Genomic DNA, 21,140 nt, shown 5'->3' with positions numbered 1-21,140 from the left:
CCCGTCACCCGTGCATCGGATTCCACGGCCGGGTGGCCATCAAGTCTGCCGCCCAGGTACCGGACCTGACCAGGGCCGCGACCTCCTCGCGGATGGTGTCACCGATCTTCACACTGAGCTCGCGTGGCAGATCGAGCTGTGCCGTCGCGGCGACGCCGAGCCGTTGAGTGAGCGTCGCGTCCTCAACCGGTGCGAATCGCAAACGCCCGTCGTCGATTTCGCGACGGCACGCTGACAGCGGCAGGACTCCGTAGACCAAACCCGCCTCGATCACATTCTTCATCACCGGAAGCGAATCGGTCGTGATCCGGTGACTGAATTGGACCTTGGCTCGCAACGCCGCATTCTGCAGTGCCATACCGACTCCCGACGACGACCGCGGCACCACAAGCGGCAATCCGACGACATCGCCGAACCCAACGCCGCGCGCGGCGGCGAGGTCCGATTCGGGTCCGCCGACCAGGAACAGTCCTTCTGACAACAACTCTCGATAGAAAACCCGGTCATCGGGGACTGGGTTGACGAGTGCGATGTCGACCGCGCCCTTGAGCATGCCCTCGACCAGATAGTCCGTACTGCCGACGGTCACCGAGAAGGTGGCTTCGGGAAATACCGCAGCCAGGCTTCCGAGCAGGGGTGCGGTCAAGACATCGACCGTCGACTCCGGCAGGCCGAGGCGCAGCGTCCGGTCGAGTCGGGCCAACGGTGTCCCGGCGTACTGGACGGCCAACTCCAATTGGCGCAGCGGCCCCGCGGTCGAGGCGCGAAGTCGCTCGCCTGCCTCGGTCAGCTCGACACCGCGCCGGGTGCGGGTGAACAGCGCGACGCCGAGGTCTTCCTCGAGCAGTTGCAGTTGGCGGCTCAAGGCCGGTTGGGCGATACCGAGCAGTCCGGCCGCGCGCGTGATCGACCGCTCCTCGGCGATGCGCAGGAAGTACTTGAGCCGGTGGGTGTCCATACCCATCGAGATATACCAGCCATCGAATATCGGCATGACTGGATGCCGAAATCGGTATTACCTCTGCGCTCCGCCACGGCCCTAGCGTTTCTCTCGAAGCCATGGTGAGAGGAGCCAACCCCATGACGGTCCAAGACGATGCCGACGCCATCGCCGCCCTGAATCTCGACAGCCTGCCCCGACACATCATCGACAAGCGCGTCACCGAGTTGATGGACCTTTCGGGCAAGAAGGCGTTTGTCACCGGCGCGGGCGGTGACGGGCTGGGCCAGGCGATCGCCAACCGCCTGGCCGGGCTCGGGGCCGATGTCGCATTGATCGGGCGCACTTTCGAGAAGGTTCAACGCCGCGCAGACGAGATCGAGCAGCGGTGGGGAGTCAAGGCGTACCCGGTGAAGGCCGACATGTCCGACTGGGATCAGGTGCACGACGCGATTCACATCGCACACGAGCAGCTGGGCGGCTTGGACATCATGGTCAACAATCCGGTGATGGTGGTCGGTGGCCCGTTCGAGAAACACACGAAGGCCGACATCGACCACACGGTGCTGGGCAGTCTGACCATGATGATGTACGGCGCTCATGCCGCGTTGGAATTCCTACTGCCACAAGGGTCGGGCAAGATCATCAACATCGGCTCGGTCGGCGGCCGCATCCAGCAGCGTGGTTTGGTGGTGTACAACGCGTGCAAGTCGGGCGTTGTCGGGTTCACCCGAAACCTCGCCCATGAAGTCGCGCCACGGGGAGTGAATGTGCTCGGGGTGGCGCCGGGCATCATGATCAAACCGGAGATGATGGAGTACCTGCTCGATCCGAAGACCCCGGCCCACTTCGCGGGTCGCGGCGCGATCCTGGAGGCCATCACCACCCAGGTGCAACTCGGCCGGGCATCGCTGCCGGAGGAGGCGGCCAACATGGTGGCGTTCCTGGCGTCGGAAGCAGCCGATTACCTGTGCGGGCAGACGATCGACGTCGCCGGCGGCCAGTGGATGAACTGAGATGCCGACGACCACCGACCTCAAGGCCAGTGCGATCGAGCAGACGGGGCTGACGGACTTCGGTGACGACTCCTTCGAGGAGGGCCTGACGATCCTGTTGGCGTCGCTGGAGACCGAGGCTCGCCTCAACGCGCGCGGGGAGGCGTTTCTCTATCCGAGGATCGCCGGGTATCTCGCCCAGCGACTGCAGGTCGAAGACTGGTACCGCCGCCACCCGGAGATCGACGAGGTGCCCATCGTGGCTCCCGTCGTCGGAATAGGATTGCCGCGCACGGGTTCCACAGCCCTGTCGATGTTGCTCGCCCAGGACCCTGACGTGCGCTACCTGCGCCGGTGGGAATCCTCGCAGCCTTGCCCACCGCCGTCGACGGTGCGGGGCGACGACCCCCGAATTCCCCCCGACAAGGGAGAGATGGTCGGTACGCGGCATCACGTCCCGGCAGCGACGCACGGTCCCATGGAATGCCACGAGTTGATGGCCCTGGACTTCAAGTCGCACCTGTTCCAATCCTTCGCCCAGGTGCCCACGTACTCCACCTGGCTCGTGGAAAAGGCCGATCTGGCAACGACTCTGCAGTATCAGCGCCGGGTGATGAAGCTGTTGCAGTGGGGCGAACCCGAGCGGCCCTGGCGGCTGAAGTGTCCGTCCCACGTGCTGTGGCTGGAGGCGGTGGGCCAGGCGTTCCCGGACGCCAGGTTCGTGATGACGCACCGGGATCCGACCGACGTCATTCTCTCGGTGGCTGACCTGTATGCCGACATCATCGGCACGTTCACCGACGAGATCGACCGGCCCTACATCGGTAGGCTCAACGTCGAGCACTGGTCGCTCGGCATGGACCGTGCGCTGGCGTTTCGTGCCGAAGGCAACAGGGACCGGTTCTACGACATCGATTTTCGGGCCATGCAGGCCGACCCGATCGGCGAGGTCACCGCCCTGTACTCCTGGCTCGGACAGCACGTGACCGACGAATTCGCCGAGCGGATGGACAGCTGGTGGACTGATGCCGCCGCCGAACGCGAGCCCAGCTCCCACGCCGACCCGGCGATGTTCGACCTCGACCTGGATCAGGTGCGGCCCCGCTTCGCCCGGTATGCCGAACACGCCGCCCGTTGGACCACTCACGAGAACAGGAACCCGCATGGCAATTGACCTCACCGGCGGAATCGACCCGTCCCGCGAATTCGTCTTCGCGCAGCGTCCGGACAACCCGGAAATGCGGGATTCCGTGAGCTTTTGGACTGTCGACGACCGCGGCAAGATCGGGTTGCCCCGCATCGGCATCGAGGCGGTCGCGGCGAACTGGGACAACCATGAGATGCAGATCAATCTGGCGTTCCCCGACGGGCGGGTCTACCGCCTGCGCGACGGGGCGCCCTCGTTGCCGGCCGAGGGCCCCGACGGCAGGCCGACGGTTCTCGGCGCGGGTGGGCTGGCCTTCCGCTGCGTCGAGCCGTTCCAGACCTGGACGATGACGTACGAAGGTAAGGCCGTCGAGACGTCGTCGGCCGATCTGGTGGCGGGCACCTCCGATGGCCCCCTGGTAGATGTGGCGTTCCACGTCGAGGCGAACATGGCTGTGCCTCCGTGGATCCAGGGCTCACTGCAGAAGGCAGCAGGGGACCGGATCAAGAACTCGGTGGAGGGCGACCTGATCGGCGGCCCCCGCTATGAGCAGCTGTTCCGGGCGCGCGGATCGGTGACCATCAACGGGGACAGTCAGGACTTCACCGGCAGCGGTCTGCGGATCCGCAGGCAGGGCGTGCGCAAGCTGGGCAGCTTCTGGGGGCATGCCTGGCAGTCGGCGATTTTCCCCAGCGGCAAGGCGTTCGGCTATATCGCCTACCCGCCGCGCGATGACGGGCAGCCCACCTTCAACGAGGGGTATCTCTTCACCGGCGACGGTGATCTGATGCCGGCACGTGCCGTGGAGGCACCGTGGCTGACGAAGCTGCAGGCGCTGGGTGAGGACGTATCGGTGGTGTTGGAAACCGCAGAGGGCCGGGTGCACATCGAGGGGGAGACGGTCTTCTCGACCCACGACATCCACCACAACGACAACACGTTCTCGGTGCGCGAGATGAAGAAGGAGAACCCGAACTTCCCGGCCCTGCAACAGGCCGGGGTGCGCTACCGGTGGGACGGTGAGGAGACCTTCGGCATGCTCGAACGGTCCAACCCGATCGAGAAGATCGCTCTCGATGCTCGGGCTTGAGGGCAAGACGTTCATCGTCGCCGGGGGAGCAACGGGCATCGGAGCCGGCACCGCCAAACGGCTGGCCGCAGAGGGCGCGTCGGTGGTCGTCGGCGACGTCAACATGCAGGGCGCGAAAGCCACCGTCGAGACCATCACCGCGTCGGGCGGCGCGGCGATCGCGGTCGAATTCGACCTGGCCGACGACGAATCCGTACGACACCTCGTCGACGCCGCGATCGCCGAGTTCGGCGCGGTCCACGGGCTGGACAACGTCGGCGCCGACCTGTCGGAGCACAATCTCGGGCGTGACACCACGATCCTGGACACCCCGCTCGAGGTGTGGCATCGCACCCTCGATGTCAACCTGCTCGGCTTCGTCCGCACCATCCGGGCGGTGCTGCCGCATCTGCTCGAACTCGGCGGCGGCAGCATCGTCAACACCTCATCGGGAGGATCGCTCGGCACCGACCCCATGCACGTGGCGTACAACGCCTCCAAGGCCGCGGTCAATCAGCTGACCCGGCACGTGGCGAACAACTACGGGGCCAAGGGGATTCGCAGCAACGCCGTGATGCCGGGCCTGGTCATGGGGGAGACCCAGGAACGGCAGAACGATCAACAGATACAGCAGATGTTCCTGATGGCCGCCAAGGTCACCCGCCTGGGCAGGCCGGCCGACCTGGCCGCTGTCACCGCGTTCCTGCTGTCCGACGAGGCCGAATGGATCAACGGACAGACCTGGTACATCGGCGGTGCATCACACATGCGGCAGTGAGCTGAACCGCCGAAGCCCTAGTCCTCCTTGCGGATCAACCGTCCGAGCGCCTCACGATCAGGTGCCAGCAGTTCATCGATACGGGCCTGGTTCACGTCGGCCACGATGATCTCGCCGACCTCCTGGTACACATCGCTGAAGATACCGTGCGCCTTCATCTTCTCGGTCTGATAGACGTTGTCCTCCGTCGGCGTCACGTAGTAGACGATCTCCGGCTTGAACCGATGGATCAGCCACACGTGAATGAGGTCCATCAGACGCTTCTTGCGCAGCTTCTCGGCGAAGGTGTTCTGGTCGCGCACCGTCAGGATGTTGCGGCCATGCCGATCCTTGATGGGATCGACGACGACGTTGGCGAGCGGCTCGTCACCGTCGCCGTAGATGCCGAGGTCGAGGACGTCCGATCCGGCGCGGCGGGGCCGCAGCTGCACCCGCAGGTTCTCGCCGATCTTGTAGTAATCGCCCCACATCGCCAGCCACTCCTCGAGGAGCTTCTTGGGCACCTCGGTCTGCACCAGATGCTGGTGCTGCGTGGAGCCGGCGCCCATCGCCTTGGTGGTGGCAGTACGGCCCGAAGAGGCGGCCAGCGCCGCGTCGCTGCGCGGACCGCCGACGAGTGTCTGCGGTGTGCGGTAAGGGGATTCGACCAGCCGCATCTTGCGTTGCAGCCGCGCCAGCGCCAGCATGCCCTCCTGCTGCAGGGAGGTCGCGAACTCCTCACATGCCACGCCGTCGACCTGATGGCCACCGTAGGTGATGAAGTTGAAGACGAACCCCATCTTGCCGAGTTCCGCAGGGAACGCCCGCATCTCGTCATCGGTCATGCCGGTGGTGTCCCAGTTGAACGACGGTGACAGGTTGTAGGCCAGCATCTGATCGGGGAACTCGGCGTGGATGGCGTCGGCGAACTGCTTGGCGTCGGCCAGGTCGGCGGTCTTGGTCTCCATCCACAGGATGTCGGCGAACGGCGCGGCCGCCAGCGACTTCGCGATGGCGTACGGAATGCCGCCGCGCACCTGGTAGTAGCCCTCGGGGGTCTTGACCCGCTCGCAGTCCCAGGCCACGTCCGCGCCCAGTTCGCGTGCCTTCTCCTGCGCCGTGTACAACGACGCCCGCGCGGCGAAGTCACGCCAGTCGGCGGCGCTCATCGCGGCCGGCTCACCCTCACCTTCCCGGAACTCCAGCAGCTCGGCGACCGCCTCGCCGTACGTGTTCAGCCCGGCATCGGCCTGCCACGCCTCGACGAACGCCGACTCGACCTTGTCGAACATGGCGTCCACCGAATCACCGGCAACGTGAGCCTTGACGGCTTCGGCGATGGTGTTCGTGAGGCCCTCGCGTTCCAGCCAGGCCTCGGCGGTCGCATATTCGCCGGCGGGCAGCGCATAGAGCAGATGCCCGTTGAGTTCGGTGACGCCGAGATCGTAGAACCGGCGCACCATGGCCAGGAAACACGACTTGTACGTCGGCACCGTCAGGTTCGTCGCCCCCAGCAGGAAAGGCTGATCACGCTCGTCGGCGCGGCTGTCGATCAAATTGGCGGCCTCGGCGTCGGTGCGGGCGACGATGATGCCGGGCACTCGCATGATGTCCAGCTGGAACCGGGCGGTGTTGAGCCGTTTGATCTGCTCATCCGAGGGCACCAGCACCTTGCCGCCCTGGTGGCCGCACTTCTTGGTACCGGGACGCTGATCTTCGATGTGGTAACCCGGCACCCCGGACTCGACGAAGCGGCGGATCAGGTTGCGCACATGCGGATCGCCGCCGTGACCGGTGTCGGCATCGGCGATGATGAACGGCCGGTAGTCGACGGCCGGGGTGGCTGCGCGCTGCTCGGGGGTCATCCGCAGCCGCAGATACTGCTGATTGCGGTCGGCGGTCAGCAGTGCCCGGACCAGCCCGGCCGCCTCGTCGGGCACCTGGCTCAGCGGGTAGCTGGCGAGGTCGGGCCCGGGGTCCTCGCTGATGGATCCCTTGGCCGAGGTGGCCCATCCACCCAGGTAGATCCCTCTGATCCCCATCCGTTTCATCGCGACTGCCTGACCCGGCGAGTACGGCCCGAAGGTGGTGATGCTCAGCTTCTGGGCGAACAGATCGCGAAGATAGGGAAAGAACGCGGTGGCGGCCTCACGGGCCACCGGATAGTCCGACGGGATCGTGCCTCGCTGCTCGGCGACCTGACGCGCCGAATACAGGCGGGTGATACCGGCGAACCGAGGACTGTCGATGTAGACCTGCGTGGCCTCGACGTCCTCCCGGAACGGTGACGTCTCTGCGTTGGCTTCGATGGTGGCCATGGGTTTGCTCCTCTTCGAGCTCGGCTTCCTCGATTATCGCGGTGGAGACGATTCGAGGGACCGGTTGCGGAAAAATCGTCGCCATGGCGGCCGGCCCCCACGTCCGGGCAGCTTCGAAAAGCTCTGTATTCCAGCCAGTTTGACAAGCGGTTTCGCAGGCTTCGCCAAGCCGCGGTAGTCGTCTCGATTCCGCCCTACCATCGGGGTATGCCGAAGCTGACCAAAAAGGTGAAATCGCTGTTCAGTAGGCGTCGACCAGTCACGCGTGAAGATGCCGCAGAGATCGCCGACTGGCTCAACGAGGGAGGTGCGCTCCATCCCGACGGACCGCCGACGGTCATCGATCCGAAGAAGAAACGCTGATGGCCGACTGGGCCGCGCTGGCCGCCGGTGCCATCCGATTCGTGTCGGGAGTCTCGTTCCTCGTCGACCCGAAGCGGGCCGACCGGTGGTGGGGTGCCCGGGAGACACCAGATGCAACTGCGCAGCTGATGTGGCGGTCGATGGGATATCGCGACGCGCTGATCGGCGGACTGCTGTTGACGGCGGGACTGCGCGGCAGGGACACCCGCGGCTGGTTTTTGGCCTCCGGCGGCGCTGACGCCGCAGACCTGCTCGGCGGGGTGGCGGTACACGACCAGCTGCCCCGGTCACAGCAGATCATCGGGCTCGGGGGAGCGGTCGTCGGCATCGCCGTCGGGCTGTGGGGCGCCACCCGACGCCGGGCGCGTGCCGAGGGCACCCCGACGGACTAGTTGTTCGTCTCGATGAGGTCGCTGCGGTACCAGCGGGCGGCGACGAGATAACAGCCCATGGCCAGCAGTTGCAACACGGGAACCAGGATCAACAGCGCCCGGCCCAGCGCGTGCACGCCGAGATCGGTGGTCAGGGCGTCACTGATCAGTCCGGTGACGAACGGGCCGATGGACCCGAGAATGGCGTTGAAGAACAGGAAGATCGCCGACGCGGTGGCCCGTTGCGCCGGCAGTACCAGGCGGTGGATGGCGGCAATGGACGGCGCCAGGTATGCCGTGCCGATGACGTAGCTGAGTGCCAGGAACCACACGCACGCCAGGCGGCTTTCGACGGTGAACGCCAACACAGAAGCCGGCAGGAGCAACGCCGTCGTCGCCACGACGATCCACAGCAGCCAGCGCGGGTCGCGCACCGCCAGCCGATCGGCCAGCCGGCCCACGATCAGCAGCCCGAGCACCCCGGCCAGCCCGGTGGCCAGGCCGTACTCCCACCCGACCTCACTGAGTGACATGGAACGCGTCCGCATCAGGAAGGCCGGCGAGAACGTGGTCAGCGAGTAACCGGCGGCCGAGACAAATGCGGTCCCACCGATGACGGCCAGGAAGCTGCGCTTGCGCAGCAGCCCCCACCACCTGTCGGTCACGTCCTGCTCCTGGTGTTCCGCAACCGGCAGTGACTGGCGGGCTCCGACGATCAACAACACCAGTGGGGCGAACACCACGCTGAACGCGCCGATCGCCACGAAAGCCGTTCGCCACCCCAGGTTTTCGGCCAACAGACCGCCGCCGATCAGGCTGGCGCCGCTGGCCAGCGGAATCGAGAACGTGATGACCGCCAGGGGTGCCGCGCGACGCTCCGGGGGGAAGTTGCGGGCCACATAGGCATGTGCGGCCGGGGTGCTACCTGCCTCGCCGACCGCGACGCCCACCCGGGTGAGCGCGAGCTGAAAGCCGGACTGCACGGCACCGCCGAGCATGGTCATGGTGCCCCACAGTGTCAGACACCCGGCGATCACCGCGCCGAACGCTCCGCGGTCGGCAACCCGGGCCACCGCGACGCCGAGGACCGCGTACACGATCAGGAAGCCGAACCCGTTGATCACCCCGATCGCGGTGTCCGACAGGGCAAGTTCGTGTTTGATCGGTTCGGCCAGCACCGAGGGCAGGAACCGGTCGACGTAGTTGAGGGTTCCGACCAGGGTCAGCAGCGCGACCGCGGCCCACGCTCGCCGCCGCCCGTGGGCCGGGCCCGTATCACCCATGTCGTACGCCGCGGGCGAACCGCCACAGATATCGCGGCAGACGGCGCAGCGGCACCGCCGTGGGCCACTCCTGGGGGCGGAAGAAGGCGTCGGAGCCGCCGTCGACGAAAATCACACTGCCGCAGAGGAAATCGGCCGAGTCTGACAGCATGAAACACATCCAGTCAGCGAGATGGCCCGCGTCGCCGTATCCGCCGATCGGTACCGGGAACTTCCGCACGGCGGCACCCTCGCGCGGATCGGCGAGTTGGGCCTGCAGAAGTGGAGTCAGGATGGCGCCGGGGGCCAACGCGTTCAGGCGGATACCTGCACCGGCCCATTCCGCGGAGACCGCATTGACCCGCAGCCAGCGACTCACCGCGATCTTGGACGCCGCGTACATGATGGCCGACCCATTGCGGCCCAGCAGACGCAGCGAGCGGACCGCCCGGTCGGTGTCGCGCGCCGACAACGCCCGGATGGTCCGGCGGGGGACCACCGGCACCGTTGTCGTCGAATTGCTGGAAATCACCACGACTTTGGCGCGGTCCGCATTGGCCAGTGCGGGCTGCCAGGCCTCGAGGAGTTCGACCACGCCCAGGAAGTTGACCTCGGCGATCAACCGGTTGCGGTCAGCGCCTGGGCCCGGGCCGAGCCCGGCGGCCAGCACCGCCCCGTCGAGCACTCCGCCGCACGCCGCCAGGACGCCGTCGGCAGCCGCCCGCCGTCCCTGCGGCGTGGACAGGTCGGCAACCACATCGCCTTCTTTGAGGTCCACACCGATCACGGTGTGCCCGAGATCCTGGAGCCGTCGGGCCGCCTGCAAGCCCATGCCGGATGCGGATCCGGTGACCGCGTATGTGCCGATGATCGCCTCCTTGCCGCCCGGATTCGGGCTGGTTCGGCGGCCAAAATAGCATCCGGGTGAATTCTCGGTGCCCAGCCGGTTACCGACCCCTTCTCCCGGATGCCGATGCCTGCGACCCGTCATACGCTCGTCGCGGCCGGGTGCCGGTCATACGAGAAGAATCGAGGGCGCAGGGTGAAGACAGTGCTGGGGCTGTCGGTGACTTCACACGGCATCGCCTGGGCACTCGTCGACGGCGACAGCCCCACCGCAGACCTCACCCCGCTCGATGCCGATGCCTTCGACGTCGACGTCGCCGGTGACCTGGCCGGCCGAGCGGCGGCCGCTGCCCGCAGTGCACAGGCCATCGCGGCTGCCAGTGGTCAGAAGGTGGTGGCGATCGGCGTATGTGCGGCCGGCGTCGTCTCCGATCACGGCGAGGACGACCCGGTGGCCGAGCTCTTCGAGCTGCTCGCCGCCGCCGGGTTCGACGACGTGCGGATGGTCCCGGGACAATCCGGCACCGCCGCCCGGGCTGCCGCGCTGGCGGTCGCGACCGACGCGGTCGCCAGGACGCCGAGGCTCGCCGCGCCCCGGACCGTGTCGCCACGCAGGCACAACGCGGTGCGGGCGATGGCCGCGACTGCCGCGGCGGTCGCGGTGGGACTACTCACCGTCGGCTCGCAATTCGTCGAACCGGTGCCGGATCCGGCCGCCGCTGACTCCGGCGTCACCGCGGCTGCGGAGCCGCAACTCGTCACCGTCATCACCCCGCGGGACGTTCCCCGGTCGGTGGCGGAGTCGCCTGCCGAGCCGGACGTCTCGATCCAGGCGGCCGAACGCGCCGAGCGGGCGCCGATCGCCGAACCGGTCTCAGTGGTCGAAACCGCTGTGCCCCACGTCGTTCCGGCAGCCCTCCCGCACCTTCCGGCCGCGCAGCCACACCTACCCGCACCCGCTGCTCTACCAGCTGCCGAACCGCACATCGCGGCCGACCCGTTGCCCGGACCCGTATTTCCCGCGGCGCTTCCGGCCGTCCAACCGAGCCCGGCTGTCCAACCGAGCCCGGTGCCCCAACCGAGCCCGGCGCCGGCAGGCCTGTGGTTCCTCGGCGCGATGCCGTAGGGCCCGAATTACGGCAGGCCCGCCAGATACCGCAGTCCCGACATGCCCGGCAGGAAGAAGTACGCCCCACCCCGCAGTGTGGTGAACGCCGGTATTCCCTTGTGCACTTTACGTATCGGGCGTTTCGGAACAGTGAAATCGAGAGTGCCGTCCTGGGTGCCGCAGATCGGGTCGTGCTCGTTGCCCAGTTCGTGGAACGACTTGTCGTTGATCCATACGTTCTGCGCGAACTCGAACTGGCGCACCAGGTCGGCGCAGATGATGAACGCCGCGATGCCGCGATCCACCCCGTCATCGGCGGCGCCGTCGGGGAGTGCGGGACCATAGGTGGCGCCGCGCCGGATCATCCGGCGGCGGTGCATGTAGTGAGCGGTGTCGCGTGGGTTGAGCCGGCGCGCATGCGACCCGAGCGGGCACGCATAGCCGAAGGGATCCATTTCCTTGTAGTTGAAGTCGTTGTTACGCATGGGGTCCGCGCCCAGTTCGGGATCGTCCTGCTCGGGCGCCAGCACCAGGGGCGCACCACTGCGCCACCGGCCCATGAACTTCGCGGCCAGCAGTTCCTCGGCTTCCGGCGAATCTGACCGCTCACGGAGGTAGTCGCGGAACAGCGCGACGTGTTCCTCGAGCCGGCGGTACGCCAGATAACTGCCGTTGCGCGACAACATATCCGGCTTGGGCAGGTTCGCGACCGGTCCGTCCTCATCGGGGTAGCCGAGGATGAACTCTCCGGGTTCGAGCGGGTCGCCGGAACCCGGCGTGGGCTCTTCGCCGGAGCCCTTCATCACCGGTTGCGACAGCCGATCGCGGTATCCGAAGTGATCATGGGCGTAGTTGAACGGCGGGGTCGCATTCAGGTCGAGGTAGGACAGGCTGCGCACCCCGGGGGTCCGGTCGAGCAGCTTGTCGTGCTCCGTGATGGAGCGACGGTACTGCTCGTCGGTGCGGGAGAACAGGATCGCGATCGCATGCAGATCGTCGCCTGCCAGGCCGCCCAACCAGTGCTCGGGGGCGGCCGCGCCGGTGTCGCCGAGGATCGGGGCGCGCCGTGCCATACCTTCCCGGAATGCGTCCGGGAAGGTGGCCAGCGACTCCTCGTCGACGCCGAGTGCCCGCAGTCCGGTCCAGGTGAAGGCCAGCGTGACCCAGCGGTCGGATTCGTCCATGGTGGCCTTGGCATCCGCGGCCGAGGACACCTTGTCCAGCAGTTCGGTGAGCCAGGCCCGGCCGCCCTCAGGGGTGTCGAAGGTCAGGAACTCGTAGCGCCCGGTGATGGCCGGTGTGCGGGTCAGCAGGATGTGCTGGATGTCCTCGAACTCGAGCACGGCCGTTATTGCATCTGGTCGAGCATGGTGGAGAAGGCGGACTTGAGGCGCAGGGCCTTCTTGATCTCGTCGGCGGTGACGTAGGGGTACTCACCGTATTCGAGGAAGCTCGGCACCTGGTGGGCCCGGACGAACTCGATGAACGCCTGCGGGTTCTCCTTCCAGTCCTCGGGGAAGCCCTCCAGGTTGGTGAACACCGTGGTGATGCCGGTAGCGCTGAACAATTGCACGGCGTCTTCGGTGTACTTGTCGAAGTCGGTGTCGAAGATGCCCTGGTATTGGAAATGCAGGCCCGAGCCGACGTCGAACAGTTGCCAGCGCAAGTAGTGCAGCCGCAGTGGCGCAAGGACTTCAGGGCTCGCGGCGACGGCTTCCTCGATCTGCTTGCCGTACGCGCGCACCGCCTCCTCACGGCCTTCCTTCACCTTGGCGATGATGGAAAATCCGTGGCAGGCGGGCGTTCTCGGGTAGGTCGGGCCGTATCGACCCTCCTTGAGTTCGAAATAGCCCTCCGGCGGGATGGCCATCGCGGCGGGCTTGGTCCAGTCAGGCTGATCGGTAGTCATCTAGAACCCCCAGGTGCGCTCAGGTAACGCCGAACGCTAGCACCGTCGTGCCGCCCGAAACGTGGATTGCATTGACGCGCCGTCAAATTTGCCGAGGCATTTCGAGGAAAACCCGGAAAACACCCGTTCTCGGCGTATTGTCCGCTGTGTCGGGGCCGTTGAGGGGTTGGCCACGTGGCAATGATGATGATCGTCGCGAAGTGGAGCAGGGTTGTTGCCGTGGCGGTAGCTGCCTCGGCATTGACCGGTGGCCTGACAGCGCCGGTGTCCCAAGCGTATTCCAATGTGCCGGTCGAGATCCTCACCGTACCGTCGGACGCGATGGCTCGCGATGTGCGGGTCGAATTTCTCAGCGGCGGAACAGATTCCCACGCCGTGTATCTGCTCGACAGCATGGAAGCCGGTGATGACCGGAACGGATGGGACATCAACACCGCGGCCTTCGACTGGTTCGACGGGAGCGGAATCTCGGTGGTCATGCCGGTGGGCGGAAAGTCCAGCTTCTACAGCGACTGGTATGCGCCGGCGGTCGGCAACGGCGGTACCTGGACCTACAAATGGGAGACCTTCCTGACGCGGGAGCTACCGGCCTGGCTGGCAATCAACCGGCACGTCGCCCAGACCGGTAACGCCGTGGTGGGGCTATCGATGGGCGGGTCGTCGGCCCTGGTGCTGGCCGCCTATCACCCACAGCAGTTCAGCTACGCGGGCGCGCTGTCCGGCTTCCTGAATCTGTCGGACGCGCAGTGGCCCGGCCTGGTCCGGGTCGCGATGAGCTGGAACGGCGGCTTCAATCCGGATGCGATGTGGGGCCCGCCCGGGGACCCGGCCTGGGCCCGCAACGACCCGACGGTGAACGTGGGACGGTTGATCGCCAACGGCACCCGGCTCTGGATCTACTGCGGCAACGGCACGGCCCGGGATCCGTCCCTGGCCAGCCCGAACGCACCGATCGGCGGACTGGGTTTTCTGGAAGGCTTCGCGATCGACTCCAACCGCGCCTTTGCCGACGCCTATCGGGCCGCCGGAGGCACGAATGCGGTGTTCAACTTCCCGGACGGCATCCACAGCTGGGGCTACTGGGGCCAGGAACTGAGCCGGATGAAGCCCGACCTGCTACGTGTGCTCGGCGCCGTCCAGAACAGCACTGCGAGCGAGGGCACGAACCCGGTCCTTGGCGACCTTGCCGTTACCGGTCAGCGGTAGCGCGTCGGTGAACAGCACCACCCGCGGCCGCTTGAAACCCGCGATCGCGCTCCGCACGTGGCTGATCAACTCGTCGGCGGTCGGTCGCTGCGCCGGTTTCGGGACAACCACTGCGCACACGGCTTCGCCCCAGTAGTCATCGGGGACGGAGACCACCGCCACCTGGTCCACCCCGGGATGTCCGGACAGGGCGTCCTCGACCTCGCGGGAGGACACATTCTCACCACCGGTGACGATGATGTCCTTGAGCCGGTCGACTACGAACAACCGTCCGTCGGGGTCGGTACGACCCATGTCGCCGGTGCGCAGCCAACCGTCCTCGGTACTCGCCCCGTCGGGCCAGTAGCCGGGCGTCACCTGGGCGCCGCGCACCACGATCTCGCCCACCTGCCCGGGCGGCAGCAGTCCGGCGTCCGGGTCGGCGATACCGATCTGGACGTCGCCGTGCGGATAGCCCGCGCTGGTGAGCAACTCGGGACGGCCCGCAGCTCCGGCCCGATGGTCCTCGGGGCCGAGAAACGTGATGTTCCCGCCGGTTTCGGTCATCCCGTAGCCCTGGTGGAAGTCGACACCGAGGGTGTCGATCGCCCGGCGCAGCAGATCCAGCGGCATCGCCGCCGACCCGTAGGCGATCGCGTCGAGGGTGGGCAGATCGGTCCCGGTGTGTTCGAGGTGGCCGAGCAGCGAGTGCAGCATCGTCGGCGCCAACGAACATGAGGTAACACCGTGCCTGCGTACCAGCTGCGCGAAACTCTCCGGGCGGTACTGGGCGCACAGGACGACGGTCGCGGCCACCGCGTGCTGGACCAGCATGTTGTAACCGGCGATGTGGCACATCGGAAACGGCAACAGGTAGACCCCGCCCGGCCGCACCGAGCGGCCCGCCACCGAGCCCCGCACCGCGGTGAGAACCGAACGGTGGCTGTGCACAACAGCTTTCGGAACCCCAGTGGATCCGCTGGTGAACAGCAGCCAGGCCGGGTCGTCGGGCCCGGTGCTACCGGTCAGGGGGAGATCGGACTCGGGGGCGGCCCGCCATTCGTCGGATTCGAATGCGACTGCAGGCGTGACGGTGGGTGCGAGAGCCGAAAGGTACCGCTCGTCGCCGAGCAGCAGGGCGGGTCCGGCGGTGGCCAACTGGGCGGCCTGTTCGGCCGGGCTGAGACGTTGATTGATCAGGGTCAGCACCCGTCCGCTGCGCGGCACGCCGTAGTACAACTGGGCGTAGGTGGCACTGTTGTCGGCAACCACGGCCACCCGGTCACCAGGAGCGGTCCGGTCCGCCACCCAGCCCGCGACGCCACGGATCTGGCGATCGAACTCGGCGAATGTCGCGGTGACGCCGTCATCGGTCACCACGGCCGGGCGCCCGGGCGCGCCGGCAGCCGCGGCCGAAACCAATTCGTGCAGCAGGCTCATGCCGGATCCTCCTCAGGCTGATCGAACCGGTCCAGGTAGCGCTGCACGAAATCCTGCGCTGCGGCATGCCCACGGCTGATGCCCAGACCCTGCTCGAGCACCAGGATGCGGGCCAGGCTCGCCACGATCATCGACATCACCACGGGCGGAAACTCGTCGGTGTCGACACCGTGGGCCCGCAGGGCCGAGGCCATCGCGGCCTCCTCGAGATCCCGGAACCGATCGGCATAGCCCGCGATCTCGCTGCGGATGGCCTTGCGGTGGTTGGCCAGGGCCATGAACTCCATCCACAGCGCCGCACCTTGGGTGTTGTTGAGTTCCCACAGCGCATGCAGCGGAGCGTCCTGGGCGAAGGCTTCCTGCTGCGCGCTGAGGTTCGTCTCGGCGCCGGCCGCCAGGACCGCGATGAACAGGTCGTCCATGGTGGGGAAGTAGTAGTGCACGAGTGCGGGTTTGACCCCGGCCTGCGCGGCCACCCGCCGCGAGGTCGCCGCGGCATAGCCCTCCTCGAGCATGACCTGGGCGGTGGCCCGGATCAGCGCTCGGCGGGTGGTGCTGGGCGGGCTCATCGCACCCTTGACCACGCGCGGCGACGGCTGCTAGACATGGCCTGAGTGTAATTATTGGGCGATCGCCCAAAGTCGGAAGGTGGGCGATGACAGGACGGGTCGACGGCAAGGTCGCGCTGATCACCGGAGCGGCCCGGGGTCAGGGCCGCAGCCATGCGGTGCGGTTGGCGGCCGAGGGCGCCGACATCATCGCGGTGGACATCTGCGCCACCTTCGACCGGTCGCCGGCATCGGGGGCGACGGCCGAGGACCTGGCCGAGACCGCCGATCTGGTGAAGAACCTGGGCCGGCGCATCGTCACCGCCGAGGTCGACGTGCGAGATTTCGGCGCCCTCAAGGCCGCCGTCGACAGCGGCGTCGAGCAGCTGGGGCGGCTCGACATCATCGCGGCCAACGCGGGCATCGGAACTACCGGGGTGAAGCTGGACCGGATGGACGAAGACCTCTGGCAGGAGATGATCGACGTCAATCTCAGCGGGGTCTGGAAGACGGTGAAAGCCGGTGTGCCCCATATCCTTGCCGGCGGGCGGGGCGGGTCGATCGTCCTGACCAGCTCGGTGGCCGGGACGAAGGCTTACCCGTTCACCGGGCACTACGTCGCCGCCAAACACGGTGTGGTCGGCCTGATGCGCAGCTTTGCTGTCGAACTGGGCCAGCATTCGATCCGGGTCAACTCTGTGCACCCCACCCACGTCAACAGCCCGATGTTGATGAACGACAAGACTTACCGGATGTTCCGGCCGGACCTGGAGAACCCGGGTCCGGACGATCTGGCCCCGATCTGCCAGACGTTCCACATGCTGCCGATCCCGTGGGTCACACCCGAGGACATCAGCAACGCGGTCCTGTTCCTGGCCTCGGACGAAGCCCGCTACATCACCGGGGTCACCCTGCCCGTCGACGCCGGCAGCGGCCTGAAATGACGGTGTACTACGACCCCTATGACGTCGGGATCGTCGCCGACCCGTATCCGGTGTACGCCCGGCTACGCGACGAAGCGCCGCTGTACTACAACGAGCGCTACGACTTCTGGGCCCTGTCGCGCCACGCCGATGTCGAAAAATCCCTGTCGGATTGGGAAACGTTCTCCAACAGCCGAAGTGACATCCTCGAGCTGATCCAGTCCGACTTCGACATGCCGCCGGGCGTGATGATGTTCGAGGACCCGCCCATGCACTCCCTGCTGCGCGGGCTGATGTCGCGGGTGTTCACACCGCGGCGAATGGCCGAGATCGAGGATCAGATCCGGGAGTTCTGTGTGCGGTGCCTGGATCCGCTGGTCGGCTCGGGCGGATTCGACATCATCGCCGAACTGGCCTCGATGATGCCGATGCGGGTGATCGGAATGCTGCTCGGCATACCGGAATCCGAGCAGATCGGGGTGCGTGACGCCAACGATGCCAATCTGCGGACCAAGCCGGGTGCGCCGATGAAGGTGGTGCAGGCCGACCGCATCGCCGACGGCCGGATCTACGCCGACTATGTGGAGTGGCGGGCGAACAACCCGTCCGACGACCTGATGACGGCCCTGCTGAACGTCGAGTTCACCGACGAGTTCGGCGTCACCCGCAAGCTTGAGCGCAAGGAAGTGCTGCACTACACCCAGGTGGTGGCGGGTGCGGGAAACGAGACCACCGGCCGGCTCATCGGCTGGCTGGCGAAAGTGCTGGCCGAACACCCCGACCAGCGTCGGGAAGTGGAGCGGGACCGGTCACTGCTGACCCGCGCGGTCGACGAGACGCTGCGCTTCGAACCGACCGGTCCACATGTGGCGCGTTGGGTGGCACGGGATTTCGAGTACGGCGGCACCGCGGTGCCGGCGGGCAGCGCGATGCTGCTGTTGTTCGGGGCGGCCAACCGCGACCCGCGTCGCTACCGCAACCCCGACACCTTCGACATCCATCGCGACAACATCAGCCACCTGACCTTCGGCAAGGGACTGCACTACTGCCTGGGCGCCAACCTGGCCCGACTGGAGGGCCGCGTCGCACTCGATGAACTGCTCAACCGATTCCCCGAATGGGAGATCGACTACGACAGCGCGCAACTGGCACCGACCTCCACCGTGCGCGGTTGGGAGCAACTGCGTCTCGTGGTGTGACCGACTGTGGTGAACTGAGCCGGTGAGCATCTGGATCGGCCAGGCCCGGCGCAGCGTCAGCGGTGACGTTCCGGCGCCCCCCGAACAGGTGCGGGCGTTCTACGTCGACCTGGACCACATCTCGCAGGTGCACCCGCTGGTGCAGTGGGTGCGCAGCACCTCCCGAGTGGACCTGCCCGACGGATACCGGCAGGACTACCAGGTGCGCGATCGAATCCCGATGGGACCGTTCGCGCTTCCGATCACCTACCGGGCCCGGCTCGTCGTCCCCACCGAGGGCGCGGTGACCGCGCAGGCCCGGCAGTTCCCTCAGATAAAGCTGGACAGCCAGGTGGATTTCGCGCCGACCGAGGCCGGAACCCGGATCACCGAAGAGCTGACCATCGCCGCGCCCAGGCCGCTGCTGGCGATCACCGTGGAACAGGCCGTCGCCGCCCATGCCACGATGCTCGCGGCCATCGGGAAAATGTTCGCGGCCTGAGCCTTCGGACTACGAGGTGCTGACGGCCTCGGCGTGCTCGGTGGCCACCGACTTGGCCCACCGGTAATCGGCCTTGCCCGCGGGGGAGCGCACGATCTGAGGGGAGCGGACGAACGCCTTCGGGATCTTGTAGCGCGCGATCGCCCGCTCACACACCGTCGCGAGCTCCTCGTCGGTGGCCGAGGCGCCCTCGGCGAACTGCACGACCGCCACGACCTCGTTACCCCAACGCTCCGACGGGCGACCGACAACCACCACGTCGTAGACGGCGGGGTGCGCAGCGACGGCCCGCTCGACCTCCTCGACGAAGATCTTCTCGCCGCCCGAGTTGATGGTGACCGAATCCCGGCCCAGCAGTTGAATGCGCCCGTCTTCCAAGACATTTGCCCGGTCGCCCGGAACCGCCCAACGGACCCCGTCGATGGTGGGGAACGTGCGTGCCGTCTTGGCCTCGTCGCCGAGGTAGCCCAGCGGGATGAGATCGCGCCGGGCCAGCCAGCCGCCGCTCTCGCCGGGGCCGAGCACCCGGGACAGATCCTCGGCGACCACCGCGGTGTCGGACTGGGCGTTGAAGGTGGCCGCCTCGGAATCGGTGCCCGCGGTGGAAGCGGTGCTCATCTGGGTGCCCGACTCCGAGGAACCCACGGCATCGAGCAACATCAGGTGCGGCAGTGCGGCCAGGATGCGCTCACGCACGGTGGGGGACAGCGGCGCGCCGCCGTTGCTGATCGTGAACAGGCCCGACAGGTCGTAGTCGCCCTTCTCGATCTCGTCGACCAGCGGCCGGGCGATCGCATCGCCGACCACCGGGATGCTCAGCACCCGTTCGCGGGCGGCCAGCTCCAGCACGTTGCCCGGACGCATCTTCACCACATCGTCAGGGATGACCAGCTTTCCGCCCATGGTGATGGCGTTGTAGGCGGCCCACTGCGCGGCACCGTGCATGAACGGCGGGATCATCAGCAGCGACAGCCCGCCACCCGCGGTGGCGGCCCGCTCGGCGAGCTCCTCGTACGACGCGATGAAGGTGTCGCTGCCGAACGGCCGGCCGCCCATCGACGACAGGAAGATGTCGTGCTGACGCCACAACACGCCCTTGGGCATGCCGGTGGTGCCGCCGGTGTAGAGGATGTACAGGTCGTCGCCGGACGGAGTCGGCATCCCGGCTTGCGGCGCAGGCGTTTTGAGGATCGTCTCGTAATCGACGGCACCCGGCAGCAGCTCGTTGCCCGATTCGTCGGCGACCTGGATGAGCACCTGCAGATTCGGCAGCTGGTCGCGGATCGCAGCGACCCGGGGCGCGAACTCGGCGTTGTAGATCACCGCGCGGGCGTTCGAATCCTTCAGCAGGTAGAGGAGTTCCTCCTCCACGTACCGGTAGCTGACATTGAACGGTGCCACCCGGGCGCGGTAGCTGCCGATCATCGACTCGAGGTACTCGTTGCCGTTGCGCAGGTAGATGCCCAGGTGGTCCTGGCCCGATTCGTGCCCGGCCAACCCGTCGCGCTCGGTGTGCGTGCCGAGCCCGGCCGACACCAGGTAATGGGCGAAGCCGTCGACGCGCGCGTCGAACTCGGCGTAACTCAACCGGCGATCCCGCCACACCAGGAAGGTCTGATCGGGGACGGCTTTGGCCACCGTGGAGAACACTGTGGACAGGTCGAACTTGACGTCGCTCATGGCACTCCTGGTCACGGATTCGGGCCCCACGACCATACATGCACCGCTCGGCTGTATGGCCGGTGGGATGTGACCCGCGCCTCAGACCGGGAAGAAACCATCTCCGGTCAATATGCCCGGCTGCCACCCCTGCTCGCCCAGGCAGAGCATCGGCCGGCCGTCAGGCGACTGAGCGGCTTCCTGCGGCCCCGGGCACGGCGCCCCGATCTCCTGCACGCCGTTCAACGGGTAGGCGTAGGTCCAGAAGCCGGTGTACACCGGCGGCCACTGGTTCGGAATCCACTTGCACTGCATGGCGGTGCCGCCAGGGCCGCGGCCGAAGACGTTGCGTTCCCAGCTGAAGCACGGCGCACCGTTGGAAGCCTCGTAGCTCATGCCGGGGACATCGGTGGGATAGCGGCCCGGATTGTCCGGGTACATGTTGCTGTTGTCGTCGGCAAGAGCACCCGGCGCCACCGAAATGGCTGTTGCCAGTGCCGCCGCGGCGACCGCCGTCGTGGCGAAGAGTTCGCGAATCATGTCCCACCCTCAGCATTGCCGGCCGCCGGTCGAATCGGGCCGGGCAGTTCGTTGACTTTGGGCCAGAATCCTAGCCGGTC

Annotated in this window: 21 protein-coding genes; 11 read left to right on the top strand and 10 right to left on the bottom strand. The window is 67.0% G+C overall.

All coding sequences use genetic code 11. The features are described from left to right. Positions 1-4: 4 nt before the first annotated feature. Entirely contained in the window at positions 5-958 is a 954-nt protein-coding gene (locus tag AB0876_RS31185) for a LysR family transcriptional regulator (RefSeq protein ID WP_491840978.1), read from the bottom strand. 122 nt (positions 959-1,080) lie between these two features. Between AB0876_RS31185 and AB0876_RS31180 the strand changes: the two genes are divergently transcribed. Genes AB0876_RS31180 through AB0876_RS31165 form a run of 4 tightly spaced genes read left to right on the top strand, consistent with a single transcriptional unit; the run spans position 1,081 to position 4,929 of the window. Beyond that, positions 1,081-1,956 carry an SDR family NAD(P)-dependent oxidoreductase gene (locus AB0876_RS31180; protein ID WP_491840836.1) on the top strand — a complete coding sequence of 292 codons (876 nt, stop codon included), beginning with the start codon at positions 1,081-1,083 and terminating at the stop codon, positions 1,954-1,956. A 1-nt stretch (position 1,957) separates the two neighbouring features. Continuing rightward, positions 1,958-3,109: a sulfotransferase family protein gene (locus tag AB0876_RS31175; RefSeq protein WP_491840837.1), complete on the top strand. Its 1,152-nt coding sequence runs from the start codon at positions 1,958-1,960 to the stop codon at positions 3,107-3,109. Beyond that, positions 3,099-4,172 carry a DUF7064 domain-containing protein gene (locus tag AB0876_RS31170; RefSeq protein WP_526043831.1) on the top strand — a complete coding sequence of 358 codons (1,074 nt, stop codon included), beginning with the start codon at positions 3,099-3,101 and terminating at the stop codon, positions 4,170-4,172. The genes AB0876_RS31175 and AB0876_RS31170 overlap by 11 nt, the downstream gene beginning before the upstream one ends. Beyond that, entirely contained in the window at positions 4,159-4,929 is a 771-nt protein-coding gene (locus tag AB0876_RS31165; protein WP_526043830.1) for an SDR family NAD(P)-dependent oxidoreductase, read from the top strand. The genes AB0876_RS31170 and AB0876_RS31165 overlap by 14 nt, the downstream gene beginning before the upstream one ends. 17 nt (positions 4,930-4,946) lie before the next feature. Here AB0876_RS31165 and aceA read toward each other — a convergent pair whose 3' ends face one another. Next, complete coding sequence (aceA, locus tag AB0876_RS31160; protein ID WP_491840840.1) at positions 4,947-7,226, bottom strand: isocitrate lyase ICL2; 2,280 nt, start codon at positions 7,224-7,226, stop codon at positions 4,947-4,949. Positions 7,227-7,433: 207 nt separating this feature from the next. Between aceA and AB0876_RS31155 the strand changes: the two genes are divergently transcribed. Continuing rightward, complete coding sequence (locus tag AB0876_RS31155; RefSeq protein ID WP_463793627.1) at positions 7,434-7,589, top strand: hypothetical protein; 156 nt, start codon at positions 7,434-7,436, stop codon at positions 7,587-7,589. Beyond that, complete coding sequence (locus AB0876_RS31150; protein WP_526043876.1) at positions 7,586-7,981, top strand: DUF4267 domain-containing protein; 396 nt, start codon at positions 7,586-7,588, stop codon at positions 7,979-7,981. The genes AB0876_RS31155 and AB0876_RS31150 overlap by 4 nt, the downstream gene beginning before the upstream one ends. Here the strand turns inward: AB0876_RS31150 and AB0876_RS31145 are convergent. Both AB0876_RS31145 and AB0876_RS31140 read right to left on the bottom strand, forming a co-directional pair. Beyond that, complete coding sequence (locus AB0876_RS31145) at positions 7,978-9,243, bottom strand: spinster family MFS transporter (RefSeq protein WP_526043829.1); 1,266 nt, start codon at positions 9,241-9,243, stop codon at positions 7,978-7,980. The genes AB0876_RS31150 and AB0876_RS31145 overlap by 4 nt on opposite strands. Next, positions 9,236-10,090, bottom strand: a complete 855-nt coding sequence (locus AB0876_RS31140) for an SDR family oxidoreductase (protein WP_526043875.1) — start codon at positions 10,088-10,090, stop codon at positions 9,236-9,238. Before AB0876_RS31140 ends, AB0876_RS31145 begins: the two co-directional genes overlap by 8 nt. A 174-nt stretch (positions 10,091-10,264) precedes the next feature. Here AB0876_RS31140 and AB0876_RS31135 point away from each other — a divergent pair, with 174 nt between their 5' ends. After that, on the top strand, positions 10,265-11,194 hold the full coding sequence (locus AB0876_RS31135) for a DUF7159 family protein (protein WP_526043828.1): 930 nt from the start codon (positions 10,265-10,267) through the stop codon (positions 11,192-11,194). 8 nt (positions 11,195-11,202) lie between these two features. On the opposite strand, the gene AB0876_RS31130 is transcribed toward AB0876_RS31135, so the two are convergent. Beyond that, the gene (locus AB0876_RS31130; protein WP_526043827.1) at positions 11,203-12,519 is read right to left on the bottom strand and encodes a Dyp-type peroxidase; all 1,317 of its coding nucleotides are present in this window, start codon (positions 12,517-12,519) and stop codon (positions 11,203-11,205) included. A 5-nt stretch (positions 12,520-12,524) separates the two neighbouring features. Then, the gene (locus AB0876_RS31125) at positions 12,525-13,085 is read right to left on the bottom strand and encodes a hypothetical protein (RefSeq protein ID WP_055114598.1); all 561 of its coding nucleotides are present in this window, start codon (positions 13,083-13,085) and stop codon (positions 12,525-12,527) included. Between the two features lie 183 nt (positions 13,086-13,268). On the opposite strand from AB0876_RS31125, the gene AB0876_RS31120 reads away from it, so the two are divergent. Next, entirely contained in the window at positions 13,269-14,291 is a 1,023-nt protein-coding gene (locus AB0876_RS31120) for an alpha/beta hydrolase (RefSeq protein WP_526043874.1), read from the top strand. On the opposite strand, the gene AB0876_RS31115 is transcribed toward AB0876_RS31120, so the two are convergent. Both AB0876_RS31115 and AB0876_RS31110 read right to left on the bottom strand, forming a co-directional pair. Beyond that, entirely contained in the window at positions 14,202-15,710 is a 1,509-nt protein-coding gene (locus AB0876_RS31115) for an AMP-binding protein (protein ID WP_526043826.1), read from the bottom strand. The two genes, AB0876_RS31120 and AB0876_RS31115, sit on opposite strands and share 90 nt — an antisense overlap. Continuing rightward, on the bottom strand, positions 15,707-16,279 hold the full coding sequence (locus tag AB0876_RS31110; protein WP_526043825.1) for a TetR/AcrR family transcriptional regulator: 573 nt from the start codon (positions 16,277-16,279) through the stop codon (positions 15,707-15,709). Before AB0876_RS31110 ends, AB0876_RS31115 begins: the two co-directional genes overlap by 4 nt. 86 nt (positions 16,280-16,365) lie before the next feature. Here AB0876_RS31110 and AB0876_RS31105 point away from each other — a divergent pair, with 86 nt between their 5' ends. The 3 genes from AB0876_RS31105 to AB0876_RS31095 are packed head-to-tail and all read left to right on the top strand — an operon-like array spanning position 16,366 to position 18,861. After that, on the top strand, positions 16,366-17,202 hold the full coding sequence (locus tag AB0876_RS31105; RefSeq protein ID WP_526043824.1) for a mycofactocin-coupled SDR family oxidoreductase: 837 nt from the start codon (positions 16,366-16,368) through the stop codon (positions 17,200-17,202). Further along, entirely contained in the window at positions 17,199-18,380 is a 1,182-nt protein-coding gene (locus tag AB0876_RS31100) for a cytochrome P450 (protein ID WP_526043823.1), read from the top strand. Before AB0876_RS31105 ends, AB0876_RS31100 begins: the two co-directional genes overlap by 4 nt. A gap of 22 nt (positions 18,381-18,402) precedes the next feature. After that, entirely contained in the window at positions 18,403-18,861 is a 459-nt protein-coding gene (locus AB0876_RS31095; protein WP_526043822.1) for an SRPBCC family protein, read from the top strand. 9 nt (positions 18,862-18,870) lie between these two features. On the opposite strand, the gene AB0876_RS31090 is transcribed toward AB0876_RS31095, so the two are convergent. Both AB0876_RS31090 and AB0876_RS31085 read right to left on the bottom strand, forming a co-directional pair. Continuing rightward, the gene (locus AB0876_RS31090; protein WP_526043821.1) at positions 18,871-20,541 is read right to left on the bottom strand and encodes an acyl-CoA synthetase; all 1,671 of its coding nucleotides are present in this window, start codon (positions 20,539-20,541) and stop codon (positions 18,871-18,873) included. Positions 20,542-20,622: 81 nt separating this feature from the next. Beyond that, positions 20,623-21,060, bottom strand: a complete 438-nt coding sequence (locus AB0876_RS31085) for a hypothetical protein (RefSeq protein ID WP_491840851.1) — start codon at positions 21,058-21,060, stop codon at positions 20,623-20,625. Between the last annotated feature and the right edge of the window lie 80 nt (positions 21,061-21,140).

It is taken from the genome of Mycobacterium sp. NPDC049093 (genome assembly GCF_040704635.1).
GTDB lineage: Bacteria > Actinomycetota > Actinomycetes > Mycobacteriales > Mycobacteriaceae > Mycobacterium.
Note: the sequence above shows the minus strand (reverse complement) of the source record. Positions and strands in the feature narration are given on the sequence as shown.